We start from the raw sequence: 14,426 nt of genomic DNA, 5'->3' as shown, positions 1-14,426 counted from the left end.
GCGTAATGATTTGCAGCGAGCCCTTGATATGAACCGCTTTCATGACCGTCCGGCACTTTCCTTCAGAAAACTGTTTCAGCTGTTCTGTCTTCTGGTTAGCGTTTTTTTCAGTCTGCAATCCTCAGCTTCTGCGGCTCTGCTTGATAAATATCTGCCAGCGCTCAAAATTCAGGAAATCTTTCAGGATGTCGACCGTATCGGCACGCCGCAAGGTGAGCCACCGATTGCACCGGTCTATAAAAATCAGGACTTGCTCGGTTATATTTATCTGAACTCGGATTTTACCAGTGCGGTCGGCTATTCAGGCAAGCCAATCCATATTCTTGTCGGCATTGATCCTAAAGGCATTATCCGCGGCATCAAACTGGTGGATCATAAAGAGCCGATTGTTCTGATCGGTATTCCTGAAGCCAAAGTCGTTGCCGCGCTCAACTCCCTTATCAACAGCGATTTCAGTGCGGTTTCCTCCGGCACTGCCAAGCCGCCACAGGTTGAGATTGTCAGTGGTGCCACCGTCACCATTTTGGTGATGGGCGATAGTGTGGTGCGCTCAGCTGTAGGCTTGATCCGCAGCGGGCGCCTCGGCAATCAGCCTTCCACCGCTTTATCCGCCGCCCCTCAAGAAATACGCACTATTGACCTGTCTAAACAGGATATACGCGATTGGCAGGAACTGACCGGCGATGGCTCTGTGCGTAGCCTGAAACTCAGCGTCGGTGAAGTGACGCAAGCCTTTCTTGATGCCAAACAGCCGCAAGCTGCGGGCAATCCTGAAACATCTGACCCTGAAGACCAGTTCATCGAGCTTTATGTTGCGCCTGTATCAGTACCCTCCATCGGTCTCAGCCTGCTTGGTAAAGCCGGTTATGACCAGATGCAAAAACATCTCAAACCCGGTCAGCAAGCAATACTGGTCGCGGGTGATGGTGCTTATTCCTTCAAAGGATCAGGCTATGTACGCGGCGGGATTTTTGATCGTATAGAGTTGTTACAAGATGGTCAGGGCATCCGTTTCCGCGATAAAAACCACACACGTATCGGTGACATTGCTGCTGACGGCGCACCTAAATTACGCGAAATCGCTCTGTTCACTGTACCCGAAGGTTTTACCTTTGACGTGACGAAACCTTGGGAACTGCAATTGCTGGTACAACGTGGCTTTGGTGCCCGTGACAAAGCCAGTATCTTCTACGACCTCGGTTATAATCTTCCCGACCAATATGTGACGATCAGTGCGCCTGCCAAAGTGGCCACTGTCCCGGCGCAGCCTGCGCAAGATGCCCCGACAGCCAACAGCCCGCATGTGAGTGCGCCGGTCGGTGAAGAAACATTACCGGACTTTTTCGGTGAGGATAATCCGCTCTGGATTCAGATGTGGCAGATGAACACAATCAATATTGTGATTACTGCCTTTGCTATTCTGGTGCTGGTCGCAATCTTCTTCTTCCAGAACCATCTCGTCAGACGTCCGCGCTTCTTCGCATGGGTCAGACGCGGCTATCTCCTCTTCGTTCTCGTATGGCTTGGTTTCTATACCAACACACAATTGTCGGTCGTCAATGTTCTGACTTTCACCAATTCGCTGATTACCGGCTTTAACTGGGAGTTCTTCCTCACTTCGCCCCTCACCTTCCTGCTATGGGGCGCAGTTGCTGCCGGTCTGTTGTTTTGGGGGCGCGGTCCTTTCTGCGGCTGGCTCTGCCCTTTCGGCGCGATGCAGGAACTGAGCAACAATCTGGCGCAATGGATGAAAGTGCCACAGATCAAACTGCCTTGGGGTCTGCATGAACGTCTGTGGCCGATCAAATATATTATCTTCCTCGGCCTGTTTGGTCTGTCGCTCTATTCTGTAGCGCTGGCCGAGGTCTTCGCTGAAGTTGAACCGTTCAAAACCGCAATCATTCTGAAATTCGCTCGTGAATGGCCGTTCGTCATCTATGCCCTGACTTTGCTGACTGCTGGTCTGTTCATTGAGCGTTTCTTCTGCCGCTATCTGTGCCCGCTTGGCGCAGCACTCGCCATTCCCGGCCGTATCCGCATGTTTGAGTGGCTGAAACGCTGGCCGGAATGCGGCTCGCCATGTCAGCGCTGTGCGGTTGAATGTCCGGTGCAATCCATCCATCCGGAAGGCCAGATCAATGTCAATGAATGTATCTACTGCATGCATTGTCAGGAACTCTATCACGACGACCAACGCTGCCCGCACATGATTCAGGTGCGCGTCAAACGTGAGAAATTCGCTGCCCGCAACGCGCCTTACATTCCACCGGCAGAAGGCGGCAGCAGCCAGACCAAAACCATTATTACCCATAACGGAAAGCCTGTTACCGGTGCGCCTGCACCCGGCGCAGCATCCTGAAATTCGCAACTGGAGGCACAGCAATGTCTGAGCAAGAAAATAAAACCCGCATGAGCAGACGGCAATTACTTGGCACCTCGGCCTTTGTGGCTGCGGCTGGTGCCAGTGGCATGGGCGGCGCGCTCGTAATGGCTGGCGCACCAAAGCAGGCTATGGCTGCAAGTGCCGCATCCGGCGCAAGCGCTGAAGTTAAACCGGGTGAACTGGACGAATATTACACATTCTTCTCCAGCGGGCAGACTGGTGAAGTCCGCATTGTCGGCCTGCCTTCTATGCGCGAGCTGATGCGTATTCCGGTTTTCAACCGTGACAGCGCTACCGGCTGGGGACAGACCAATGAAAGCCGAAAAATCCTGACTGAAGGCATGCTGCCTGAAGACCGCGAGTTCATGAAAGACCGTGGCGGCATTTTCGACAATGGCGACCTGCACCATCCGCATTTGTCCTTTACCGATGGCACCTATGACGGCCGCTATCTCTATGCCAATGACAAAGCCAATACCCGTGTCTGCCGTATTCGTCTTGATGTGATGAAGTGCGACAAGATCATTCAGCTTCCGAACCAGCACACGGTTCACGGCTTGCGCGTGCAGAAATATCCGAAAACCGGTTATGTCTTCTGTAACGGTGAAGACCGCGTGCCAATCCCGAATGACGGCACCAATCTGACCGACACTAAAAACTATCATGCGATTTTCACCGCCGTTGACGGTGAAAGCATGAAGGTCGCATGGCAGGTGATGGTCAGCGGTAATCTGGACAATGTCGACTGCGATTATCAGGGCAAATATGCTTTCGCCACCTGCTACAATTCCGAAGAAGGGACAACGCTGGCCGAAATGATGGGCAGTGAGCAGGACTGGATCGTTGTCTTCAATCTGAAACGGATTGAGGAAGCCGTTGCCAAAGGCGAATTCAAGGAAATGGGCGGCGTGCCGGTGATTGACGGCCGTAAAGGCTCTAAATTCACCCGCTATATTCCGGTTCCAAACAGCCCGCATGGGATGAACACCGCACCGGACGGCATTCACATTGTTGCCAATGGTAAATTGTCGCCAACTGTGACTGTTTTCGACGTCCGTAAATTCGACGATCTGTTTGATGACAAAATCAGCCCGCGTGATGCTGTGGTAGCCGAACCGGAACTGGGTCTCGGGCCTTTACACACCGCCTATGACGGTAAGGGTAATGCCTATACAACCCTGTTTATCGACAGCCAGATTTGCAAATGGAATATTGAGGATGCCAAACGCGCATTCAAGGGCGAAAAGGTTGACCCGATCCGCCAGAAACTGGATGTGCAATATCAGCCCGGCCACAACCACACCTCAATGGGACAAACCAAAGAGGCAGACGGCAAGTGGCTGATCTCCCTTAATAAATTCTCCAAAGACCGCTATCTCAATGTGGGCCCTCTCAAACCGGAAAATGACCAGCTCATTGATATTTCCGGCGATAAAATGGTGGTTGTCCATGACGGACCAAGTTTTGCCGAACCGCATGACGCAACAATCGTACATCGCTCCAAGATCAATCCGGTCAATTTCTGGAGCCGTGAAGATCCGTTCTTTGCCGATGCCGTTGCACAGGCAAAGGCCGATGGCGTCGATCTGATGGAAGCTGCGGAAGTCATCCGTGACGGCAATAAAGTCCGCGTCTATATGACCTCCGCCGCACCGGCTTTCAGCCTTGAGGAATTCACCGTCAAACAGGGCGATGAAGTCACTGTCTATGTGACCAATATTGATGAAATTGAAGACCTGACACACGGTTTCGCGATCATCAATTACGGGATCAATATGGAAGTGGCACCGCAGGCCACCGCATCGGTGACCTTCATCGCCAACAAACCGGGCGTGTGGTGGTACTACTGCTCGTGGTTCTGTCATGCCATGCATATGGAAATGAAAGGCCGTATGCTTGTTGAGCCGAAAGGCGCTTAAACATCATGAAGCATCAGCGCCATAAGGAAAAACACAATCCCGCAGCTTTACCGGAGCACACAACGCCCGCACTGAAGCACTATGCTTTTGCCACGGCTTTATGTTTTTCCGGCCTGTTGCCCGCTATGATTTCTCCGGCACTGGCCGGAGAGATCACCGTATCTGCCGGACAAAATCTGCAGACCGTCCTTGATCAGGCACCGGCGGGGGAAACGATCCGCCTGCTCAAAGGGCGGCATGACGGGTCAGTCGTCATCGACAAGACAGTCATGCTTGAGGGGGAAGCCGGAGCCGTGCTTTACGGCTCCGGCACCGGCAATACAATCACCGTCAATGCTCCGGAAACCATCATTCGCGGTCTGGAAATCCGTGGCTCCGGAGATAATCTCTATGATCTCAATTCCGGTATTTTCATCGCCAAAACCGCTACCGGCGCACGGGCTGAAAATAACAGGCTGATCGATAATCTTTATGGCATCTATCTGCATGGCGCCAAGGATTCTGTGGCCGAAGGTAATGAGATTATTGGCAAGCGCGGTGTGCGTATGGCGCAGACCGGCAGCGGTGTTTCCATCTGGAATGCACCCGGTGCAAAAGTGCTGAATAATATCATCCGTTATGGCCGCGACGGTATTTATACCAATGCCAGTCGCAAGAATATCTTCCGTGGCAATCTCATGGAGAATGTGCGCTTTGCTGTGCATTATATGTACACCAATGACAGTGAAGTCACCGATAATATCTCGCGCAATAATTCTGTCGGCTTTGCCATTATGTATACCAGCCGGCTTAAAATCACCGGCAATCTTTCAGACGGCGACCGCGATCATGGTCTTTTGCTGAATTACGCGAATAGTTCTGTCATCACCGGCAATCAGGTGATTGGCAGAATGCAGTCTTCCGATCGCTGGATGGATGCCGGTGTGCAGAGCGCCGAACATGGCATGCCTGCATCGGAAACAGACCTCTCTGCCGATGCTGGCAGCATGCGGCTGGGGCCTGAAAAATGCGTTTTCATCTACAATGCCAATAAGAATAAATTCACCGGCAATCATTTTGAAAATTGCAGTATCGGCATTCATTTCACCGCCGGTTCTGAAGGCAATGTGATGAGCGGCAATGCCTTCATCAACAACCGCAATCAGGTCAAATATGTCGGCACGCGCAATCTCGACTGGTCTGCCAAAGGACGCGGTAATTTCTGGAGTGACAATCCGGCTTTTGACCTCAATGGCGATGGCATTGCTGACAGCCCATACCGGCCGAATGACCTGATCGACAAGGTATTGTGGACAGCTCCACAGGCCAAAATCCTCATCAACAGTCCGGCGATCCAGACCATTCGCTGGGCGCAGACGCAATTTCCCGCATTGATGCCGGGTGGTGTTATTGACAGCTATCCGCTGATGAAACCGCCTGCACGACAGACAAAAACCGGAGGCGAAAATAAATCATGACTGAAACCGTAAAGCTTGCCGGTGTCACCAAAACCTATGGCACATTCAATGCCATCAGCGATGCATCCTATGTGTTGAATGCTGGTGAAAATATCGCTTTGGTCGGCCATAACGGCGCTGGCAAAACCACCATGATAAAACTGATGCTGGGACTGATCCGTCCCACGGAAGGCAAAGTGCTGGTGCTGGGTGAAGACCCCGCTGCCGGCCAATTTGCAGCGCGCCGCAGGCTCGGCTATCTGCCGGAGCATGTCTCTTTCAATATGGCGCTGACCGGACGGGAAACCCTGTCTTTTTACGCCAGACTCAAGTCTGTTCCGTTGAAAGAAACAGCTGATCTGCTGGATCATGTCGGCCTGTCGCACGCCGCAGACCGCCGTGTCGGCACCTATTCCAAAGGCATGCGTCAAAGGCTTGGTCTGGCACAGGCACTGCTCGGCAAACCAGCTGTGTTGTTGCTGGATGAGCCGACAACCGGCCTTGATCCTGCCTTGCGCAAAAACTTCTATGATCTGCTGGAAGTCATGCGTGCGGAAGGCACCACCATTTTGATGTCCTCACATGCGCTGACCGAACTGGAAAACCGTGTCGGGCGGGTGATTATCGCCAATCGCGGTAAGGTCATCGCAGATGGCTCACTGGATGATCTGCGCCATATTGCCCGCTTGCCTGTACGCATTCGCGTCAGCCTAGCAGGAGAAGGCGCACCGCTGAGTGCTGCCCAACCGTTGCAAATCCACTGGCAGAAAACGGGTTTTTCCACTTTTGAAACAGATGTGCTGGCAGAAGATAAAATGCAAGTTTTGCATTCCGTCATCGCCCAAAATCACAACATCACGGATATCGATGTCATGGCGCCGACGCTGGACGAGCTTTATGCCCATTTCCTTACAGCGAAAGAGGCCGCAGAATGAAAAACCTCATCCATATTGCCTGTAAAGAAATACAAGAGGGGTTGCGTAACCGCTGGGTGCTGGCAACCACGCTGCTGCTGGCAGCATTGGCGCTAAGCATGAATTTTCTCGGCAATGCACCAACCGGCAGCACCATCGGTTCCAATCGTTTGGATGTGGTGATTGTCAGCCTCTCCAGCCTCACCATTTTTCTGATCCCGCTGATTGCATTGCTGATCTCCCATGATGCCGTTGTCGGCGAGATGGAGCGCGGCACTATGCTGCTGCTGCTGAGTTATCCGATCGGACGTAAACAGGTGATTTTAGGCAAATATCTGGGGCAACTCATCATTCTCGCCTTTGCCACCCTGTTTGGTTATGGCAGCACGGCCGTGGTTCTCGCACTAACAGGCGGCGGCATCGACAGCGCCAGCTGGCTGGCCTTAATGTCACTGATCGGAAGTTCGGTATTGCTCGGCGCGGTTTTCATCGCCATCGGCTTTTTTGCCAGCACAATCGTTCGTGAGCGCAGCACCGCTGCAGGCATTGCCATCGGCATCTGGCTGCTCTTCGTGCTGATTTACGACATGGCATTGCTCGGATTGCTGGTCTTCGATCAGGGCCAGATGATCGGCACCGCTTTGCTCAACATTCTCCTGCTGCTCAATCCGACAGATGCCTATCGTCTGCTCAATTTCGGCACAGGCAGTGCCGGTGCCCTCACAGGTATGGGCGGCGTTGCAGGCAATACAACATTAGGCACAGGCATGCTCACACTGGCACTTTGCTCATGGGCGGCGATCCCGCTCGGCTTGTCCGTCCTCGTCTTTTCAAGGAAAGAATTATGAGACTGATCTCCCTCCTCATCCCTGTTGCTGCTGCATTTGTTCTCTCCGCCTGTTCACCTGAAAAACAAGCTGAAGCGCCTGCACCTTTCGCTCTGACTGAGGCTGCGATGGGGCGGTATTGCGGCATGAATGTTCTGGAACATAGCGGCCCTAAAGGGCAGGTTATTCTGCATCCGGCAAGCGAAGCCATCTGGTTCTCCTCTGCCCGTGATACCTTAGCTTTTACCATGTTGCCGGAAGAACCGAAAAATATCGCGGCAATTTATGTCTCCGACATGGCCAAAGCGCCAAGCTGGGAACAGCCGGGCAGTGAAAACTGGGTTGATGCGAAAAAGGCTTTCTTCGTCATCAACAGCAATGCCACCGGCGGCATGGGTGCCAAAGAAGCGGTGCCATTCTCCACCCGTGAAGCGGCAGAGCAATTTGCCAAGGATAAAGGCGGCGAAATCGTTACCTTTGCCGATATCCCGCAGGATTACGTGCTGGGTACCTCAGACATAGCGTCTGAGGCTGAAGCACCGATGAGCACCCATCATTAACATCAAGACTATAGCTGGGAGGCTGTCATGACACGCCCACTTAATCGCAGACGTTTTATCGGTATCAGCTGTGCTGCCGCCGGTCTCAGCCTCCTGCCTTTTCATGCTGGTGCAACAGTGCAGAAAGATGCCCTGATCTGGCAGGGCTATGCTCTAGGTGCACCGGTAAAAATCATTCTGCATCATCCCGACAGGCAGGCCGCAGAAGCCCTCCTCCGGCAAGTTCGTGCGGAAATCGCACGTCTGGAAGGTATTTTCAGCCTTTACCGGCCAGATTCAGAACTTGCCACGCTCAACCGTTCCGGCGCACTGGTTTCACCATCGCCGGAACTGGTTGAGTTGCTGGAAAAATGCCGCGGCTTTTGGGAAAAAAGCGGTGGTCTGTTTGACCCGACCGTGCAGCCGCTCTGGGCATATCTGGCACAGCACTTTTCTGCCGAGCATCCCCAAGCCTCCTCACTCTCCTCGCCGGCACTACAAAAGGCACAAGCTTTAATCGGCTTTGACGGCGTGCGCTTCAATGAAGACCGGATTATTTTTACCCGCCCGCATATGGCAATGACACTCAATGGCGTGGCACAAGGCTATATCACCGATCTGATAACGCAGTTGCTAGCAGATCACGGCGTGACCAATACACTCATCAATCTGGGCGAATATCGCACATTGGAGAACCGTCCGGACGGGCATCCGTGGCAGATCGGCATTGCTGATCTTGAAACAGATCCGCAACCGGATGAGATGCTGGAACTTTCCGGCAATGCGCTGGCAACATCTGGCAGTGTCGGCTTCCGCTTTGATCCCGCAGGACGTTTCAACCATCTGCTCAATCCGAAAGCGACAAGCGAAAATAATCTCTCTGCATCGCTCTATCAGCGCCTGACGGTCATCGCTCCCGATGCCACTGCTGCCGATGCATGGGCTACCGCTTTCTCATTGATGGATGAAAACAGCATTGCAGCAATTTTGAAAGATTTGCCTGCCACCACGGTTCATCTCAAGACCGCCAGCGGCGCCCTGCGAAAGGTCAGCGCCTGAAAATTATCATGACACAGTGAATTGCACCGCGACGCATGAAGCATTACTACTCATTCTGAAAAATTCGGCCTGTTCAGAGACATTGTTCAGAAACAGGCAGATATTTAAGGGATGCGTATGATCGACCGGACTCTTGTCAGCACATTGCCAATCTTTGCAGGCATGGAAGAAAGCGCATTGGATAAGCTGCTTTCCGATGCCGTGCAGCGCACTGTGCCGAAAGGAGCAAAGGTCTTTGAACAGGGCGAGAAAGCCAAACTGTTCTATCTGCTGCTGCAAGGCCGGTTAAAAGTCATGCAGGTGACGGCAGATGGTCAGCAGCTGATTGTGCGCGTGGTGCATCCCGGTGATTTATTCGGCTTTGCTCTGGCCATTGGCCGCACGGAGTATCCGGGCACACCGCTTGCCGTGATGGATAGTGTGGTGCTGGCATGGCCGATGCATATGATGAATGGCTTTCTGTCACGCAATCCCACACTGGCAATTAATGCGATGCAGATGATCGGCCAGAGACTGGATCAGGCGCATAACCGTATCCGTGAAATGTCCACGCAGGAAGTCGAGCGCCGCATTGCCCATACGGTTATTCGTCTGGCGCAGGATGCCGGTATTCATGAAGGCGCTGATATCCGGATTGATTTTCCGATTTCCCGTCAGGACATTGCCGAAATGACCGGAACGACATTGCATACAGTTTCGCGAATATTGAGCAGCTGGGAAAGCAAAGGACTGGTTAAAGGCGGACGGCAATTGCTGCTGGTTTCCAACCTGTCCGGCTTGATGCGGCTGGCAGAGCATGAAGATGACTGAGCGCAAAAAGCATAAAAGCTGTGTGTAAATTTCAACTTTGTTTGCGCCCCGACAAAGAGCAAGGCCGCAATCTGTCTTAAATATCTGGAAGCCGCTGAAGCGGTTATATTATTCCGGAGAGTGACATGAAACTTACCGCAACAAAACTGGCTCTGACCGCAGGCGTTTTCGCCCTCTTTACCCTGCCTGCACTGGCTGCCGATATTGAAGTGCATATGCTCAATAAAGGCGCCGAAGGTGCGATGGTCTTTGAACCCGCCTATATCAAAGCAAATCCCGGTGACAACATCATCTTCATCCCGACAGACAAGGGTCATAATGTCGAGTCGGTCAAAGATATGCTTCCTGAAGGCGTTGAAAAATTCAAAAGCAAGATCAATGAAACTTACACGCTGACTGTCCAGAAGGACGGCGCATATCTTGTTAAATGCACACCGCATTATTCCATGGGCATGACAGCGCTCATCGTTGTCGGTGATAATCCGGCGAACCTCGACGCGATTGTTGCGGCCAAGAAGCCGAAGCCTGTGCAGCAGCGTCTCGAAAAAGCAATTGCCAGCGCTCAATAATTATCCGGCATTATGCAGGCTTGCATAATAAAATGAGGAAACCGCTGTGACCGCCCCTGACACCAAAGACCAGCAGCAGAATACAGTAGCAAAAACCAGAAAACCGGTGCCGCGTGGTCTGAAAATGACCGGTCCTGTGCTGTTCAGCTATGGGTTCAGGCCGTTTTTCCTCGGTGCCGGTATTTGGGCTGTGCTTGCCATGCTGTTGTGGATTTTATCACTCACACTTGGCATGCCTTTGGGCGGTTCCTATGATGCATTAAACTGGCATGCTCATGAAATGTTGTTTGGTTTCGGCTCTGCGGTGTTGGCAGGCTTTCTGCTCACCGCCGTGCCGAACTGGACTGGCAGTCTGCCGGTTTCCGGCACACCGCTGATTATCCTTGCCGGTTTTTGGCTGGCGGGACGGCTGGTTTTTCTCTATCCCGATCTTATCCATTTCTATGCGGCAATCGCGCTGGAAAGCCTGTTTTTGCCATTGCTCCTTCTGATCTGTGCCAGAGAAATCATTGCCGGAAAACAGTGGAAAAACCTGAAAGTGCTGATTGGCGTGACCATTCTCACAATCGCCAATCTGATCTTCCATTACAGCGTAATCACCGAAGGCGATATTGCGCTCGCCAGCCGCATTGCGGTTAGCGCCTATGTGCTGCTGATCATGATTATTGGTGGGCGTATTGTGCCGAGTTTCACCCGTAACTGGCTGAACCGCAATCAGAAAACACGCTTTCCAGTACCGTTTAACCGCTATGATGCGGTCTGTATTATCATCGGTGCATTTGCACTGTTAAGCTGGATTATTTCACCCGAAACCACTGTCACTCTACTGCTCGCTTGTCTGGCAGCGCTCTTGCATATTGCGAGACTGGCGCGTTGGCGCGGTTGGGAAACCTTATCTGAAAAACTGCTCGTCATCCTGCATATTGCCTATGCTTTTATACCAGCGGGTTTTATCGCTATTGCTCTTTCAGCAGTTGACTATCTGAACGCCTATTCGACACTGCATATTCTGACTGTCGGTGCGGTTGCATTGATGATGCTGGCCGTGATGGGACGTGCAACCCGCGGGCATACCGGTCATGCGTTAACCGCATCGCCTCTTACGATCCTGTCCTATATTTGTTTGATCGCCTCCGCAGTTCTCAGGCCATTTGCGGAAATTATTCTGAACTATTTCCACACAATACTGGCTGTATCCGCGCTGTTATGGATCGCAGCATTTGCTTTATTCGTCATCGAATATGCACCAATGCTGCTACAGGATCGCCGTCAGCGCAGTGAATAAAAACAAATTAATGCGCACCGGAGCGGATCATCATCCGGTAAGCTTCACCACCGGCATCAAAATTTCCAACCCACTGATGTCCTGCTTTTTCTAGCTCCGGCAATAAAAAGTCAGGCTCTGCTGAAAACAACGCGAAGATCACTGCACCATCTTCAATTCTGTTTAACAGTCGCAGAATTTCTTCCGTAACCGTGCCCTGATCCGGCAAAGAGTAATCCAGATAATGCATCGGGTCCGGCCAGATTTCCGGTACAACCGTTTCAGCGGACCGGCTGACAGGCTTGCTCTCCGTCATCTTATTTTCAGCTTCAACCGGCGTGAAAATTACTTCCCAGTCACCATTACCGATTTCACGATCCTTAAAGGAAAAGCCTTTTTTCTGCATCACCTGCAACAAAGGGACAGGCCGGAAATTAGCGATCAGCCTGAGAGATTGACCTGCCTTTAAGCTGGCAACGGTCTGCATAATCAGTGGAAACGGCTCGCCGCCGTCTCGCAGCACCGCACGTACGTCAAGTTCAACCAGCTGCATCAATACTCAATCTCCGCTCACATTATAAACCACTCAATACATGCGATAACCTGCATATACATGAAAGTATAGGCACAGAACTGGATTAATATTTTTGTCCTAACGCAAATTCATCACCACCAACAGCGAAAAGAAAAGGTCTCCTGTAGACTCCAGAGTGAACACTGTGTCCTATTTGCAAGCTTTGTACCTGCCCTGCATCCACACTATATCCAGACCAACAATTATTGAAACCGCGTTGGCGGCAGGAGACAATCCATGAGAGCCTTTGGTTTTTTGAGTTTTGGTCATTATGTGAATGCGCAGGGTTCGCAGGCTCGTACAGCCAGCGACATGCTGAAACAGGCTGTCGATATCGGTGTCGGCGCAGACGAACTTGGTGTGAACGGCGCTTATTTCCGCGTGCATCACTTTGCGCGTCAACAGGCGTCGCCAATGCCGCTGCTGGCAACAATCGCCGCGAAGACCAAACACATCGAAGTCGGTACCGGCGTTATCGATATGCGCTATGAAAATCCGCTCTATCTGGCGGAAGAAGCTGCCGCGCTCGACATCCTCGCAGACGGCCGTATTGCCCTTGGTATCAGCCGTGGCTCGCCGGAAACAGTGGTGCGTGGTTACGAAACCTTTGGCTATACCGGTTCAAACGATCCGCGCGGTGCTGATATCGCACGCCCGAAATTTGATCTGTTCATGCGTGCAATTAACGGTGAACCTCTGGCAAAGGGTGAGCGCAGTATGACAGGCGGTCAGATGATGCCGATTGAACCGCGCTCAAGCACATTGCGCGATCATATCTGGTGGGGCTCTGCCACAAGGGAGAGTGCGGAATGGACAGGTCAGCAAGGTCTGAACATGATGTCCTCCACCCTGCTAACGGAAGATGCGGGAATGCCTTTTGATGAACTTCAGGCGGAACAGATTATCCGTTTCCGGGAAGCTTATCGCGAGGCGGGTCACAAAGGCGCGCCGCGTGTCTCGGTCAGCCGAAGCATCTTCCCGATCGTGAACACGCAGGATGCGGCTTATTTTGGTAATGCGGGCGACAAGAATGACGGCGTTGGGATGATTGACGGCTTCCGCTCCACATTCGGCCGTACCTATGCTGCAGAACCGGACAAGCTGATTGAGGAGCTGAAGAAAGATCGCGCCATTGCTCTGGCCGATACGCTGATGCTGACCATTCCGAACCAGCTCGGGCCGGAATATAATCTGCATATTCTGGAATCGTTTGCCAAGCATGTGGCTCCCGCCCTTGGCTGGAAGCCGAACTGGGAAGGCCCCGTCACCGGCGACGAAATCAAATAATAAAAATGCCCCAAACCATCACTGGTTTGGGGCATTTTTTGTATTTTAGTCGCTGCTGACCGTTTGCTCAGCTAATAGCAGCGTCCGCGTCATCTTCTTCATATTCACGAACAGCTTCGTCTTTTGAGAATAAAACGCAAGGGCCGTAAGAGCCACGCGGGTCATAGGCATAGCCTTTCGCAGCCAAAGCCTGCGTCATGTCACGAATACCGGCTAATCCGTAAAGGTGGTCGTGAAGTTCGAGAAAAATGCGTTCAACACCTTTCAGATCGGCCTTTTGCAGCAGATCACGTTCTGCACCCTCGATATCCATCACCAGAACATTGATATTATGCTCCGCAATAAAGTCGTCAATATTGGCGGAGGCCAGCGAGATTTCACGCTCATATGGCCCCTGCTCTTTATCCATCGAGGACATCCAGAGATCTTTGCGCACATAAAAGCGATGGTCAGCCGGTACACCGGCCGTCAGAATACCTTGCGACAGAGACACATTGCCGGTGGTGTTGAGATCAATCACACGGCGTGCAAGGTCTGCGGTTGAGGGATTGGCTTCAAAAGCCCAGATTTGCACATCCGCAATTGTCGCCATCAAGGATGTGATCACGCCAATGCCGGAACCAAGTTCCAGAACCCTATCACCGCTTTTGACCGCTTTAAACACCCATTTAGCTTCTTTTGCTTCATAGCGTCCGCTGACAATCGCCTGCCAAATCACAGGAGAAACCTCATCCGGCGACAATGGGATTTTAATTCCGTGCAACGTGACTGTGTCCACGGTGCTTCTCCTTTGACATTTGAAATCTCAGAGATGTCAGGAGCAAACATAAGTCTCCGGATACCCC

At 52.2% G+C, this 14,426-nt stretch carries 13 protein-coding genes; 11 read left to right on the top strand and 2 right to left on the bottom strand.

Annotated features, from left to right (window positions below; genetic code table 11):
- The first annotated feature begins 70 nt into the window (after positions 1-70).
- From QUF18_RS07410 to QUF18_RS07365, 10 genes are all read left to right on the top strand, one after another.
- On the top strand, positions 71-2,359 hold the full coding sequence (locus QUF18_RS07410) for a 4Fe-4S binding protein (RefSeq protein ID WP_374807043.1): 2,289 nt from the start codon (positions 71-73) through the stop codon (positions 2,357-2,359).
- Between the two features lie 23 nt (positions 2,360-2,382).
- Entirely contained in the window at positions 2,383-4,302 is a 1,920-nt protein-coding gene (nosZ, locus tag QUF18_RS07405; protein WP_289386450.1) for a TAT-dependent nitrous-oxide reductase, read from the top strand.
- A gap of 125 nt (positions 4,303-4,427) precedes the next feature.
- Positions 4,428-5,759: a nitrous oxide reductase family maturation protein NosD gene (locus QUF18_RS07400; RefSeq protein ID WP_289386501.1), complete on the top strand. Its 1,332-nt coding sequence runs from the start codon at positions 4,428-4,430 to the stop codon at positions 5,757-5,759.
- A complete protein-coding gene (locus tag QUF18_RS07395; RefSeq protein ID WP_289386449.1) occupies positions 5,756-6,673 on the top strand; it encodes an ABC transporter ATP-binding protein in 918 nt (305 codons plus the stop codon). The genes QUF18_RS07400 and QUF18_RS07395 overlap by 4 nt, the downstream gene beginning before the upstream one ends.
- Complete coding sequence (locus tag QUF18_RS07390) at positions 6,670-7,500, top strand: DUF2705 family protein (protein WP_289386448.1); 831 nt, start codon at positions 6,670-6,672, stop codon at positions 7,498-7,500. The genes QUF18_RS07395 and QUF18_RS07390 overlap by 4 nt, the downstream gene beginning before the upstream one ends.
- Positions 7,497-8,039 (top strand): nitrous oxide reductase accessory protein NosL, encoded by a 543-nt coding sequence (locus QUF18_RS07385; RefSeq protein WP_289386447.1) that lies wholly within the window; start codon positions 7,497-7,499, stop codon positions 8,037-8,039. Before QUF18_RS07390 ends, QUF18_RS07385 begins: the two co-directional genes overlap by 4 nt.
- A 27-nt stretch (positions 8,040-8,066) precedes the next feature.
- Complete coding sequence (locus tag QUF18_RS07380) at positions 8,067-9,077, top strand: FAD:protein FMN transferase (RefSeq protein WP_289386446.1); 1,011 nt, start codon at positions 8,067-8,069, stop codon at positions 9,075-9,077.
- A gap of 111 nt (positions 9,078-9,188) precedes the next feature.
- The gene (locus QUF18_RS07375; protein ID WP_289386445.1) at positions 9,189-9,887 is read left to right on the top strand and encodes a Crp/Fnr family transcriptional regulator; all 699 of its coding nucleotides are present in this window, start codon (positions 9,189-9,191) and stop codon (positions 9,885-9,887) included.
- 125 nt (positions 9,888-10,012) lie between these two features.
- On the top strand, positions 10,013-10,456 hold the full coding sequence (locus QUF18_RS07370; protein WP_289386444.1) for a pseudoazurin: 444 nt from the start codon (positions 10,013-10,015) through the stop codon (positions 10,454-10,456).
- Positions 10,457-10,580: 124 nt separating this feature from the next.
- Positions 10,581-11,741: an NnrS family protein gene (locus QUF18_RS07365; protein WP_289386500.1), complete on the top strand. Its 1,161-nt coding sequence runs from the start codon at positions 10,581-10,583 to the stop codon at positions 11,739-11,741.
- A gap of 7 nt (positions 11,742-11,748) precedes the next feature.
- Here the strand turns inward: QUF18_RS07365 and QUF18_RS07360 are convergent, their stop codons facing one another.
- Complete coding sequence (locus QUF18_RS07360) at positions 11,749-12,273, bottom strand: DUF2249 domain-containing protein (RefSeq protein WP_289386443.1); 525 nt, start codon at positions 12,271-12,273, stop codon at positions 11,749-11,751.
- A 258-nt stretch (positions 12,274-12,531) separates the two neighbouring features.
- On the opposite strand from QUF18_RS07360, the gene QUF18_RS07355 reads away from it, so the two are divergent.
- Positions 12,532-13,581 carry an LLM class flavin-dependent oxidoreductase gene (locus QUF18_RS07355; RefSeq protein WP_289386442.1) on the top strand — a complete coding sequence of 350 codons (1,050 nt, stop codon included), beginning with the start codon at positions 12,532-12,534 and terminating at the stop codon, positions 13,579-13,581.
- Between the two features lie 67 nt (positions 13,582-13,648).
- Here QUF18_RS07355 and QUF18_RS07350 read toward each other — a convergent pair whose 3' ends face one another.
- Positions 13,649-14,359 carry an FkbM family methyltransferase gene (locus tag QUF18_RS07350; protein WP_289386441.1) on the bottom strand — a complete coding sequence of 237 codons (711 nt, stop codon included), beginning with the start codon at positions 14,357-14,359 and terminating at the stop codon, positions 13,649-13,651.
- Positions 14,360-14,426 lie beyond the last annotated feature (67 nt).

The sequence above is a fragment of the Pseudochrobactrum kiredjianiae genome (genome assembly GCF_030362795.1).
GTDB lineage: Bacteria > Pseudomonadota > Alphaproteobacteria > Rhizobiales > Rhizobiaceae > Pseudochrobactrum > Pseudochrobactrum kiredjianiae.
This window is presented reverse-complemented; position numbering and strand designations above follow the sequence as displayed.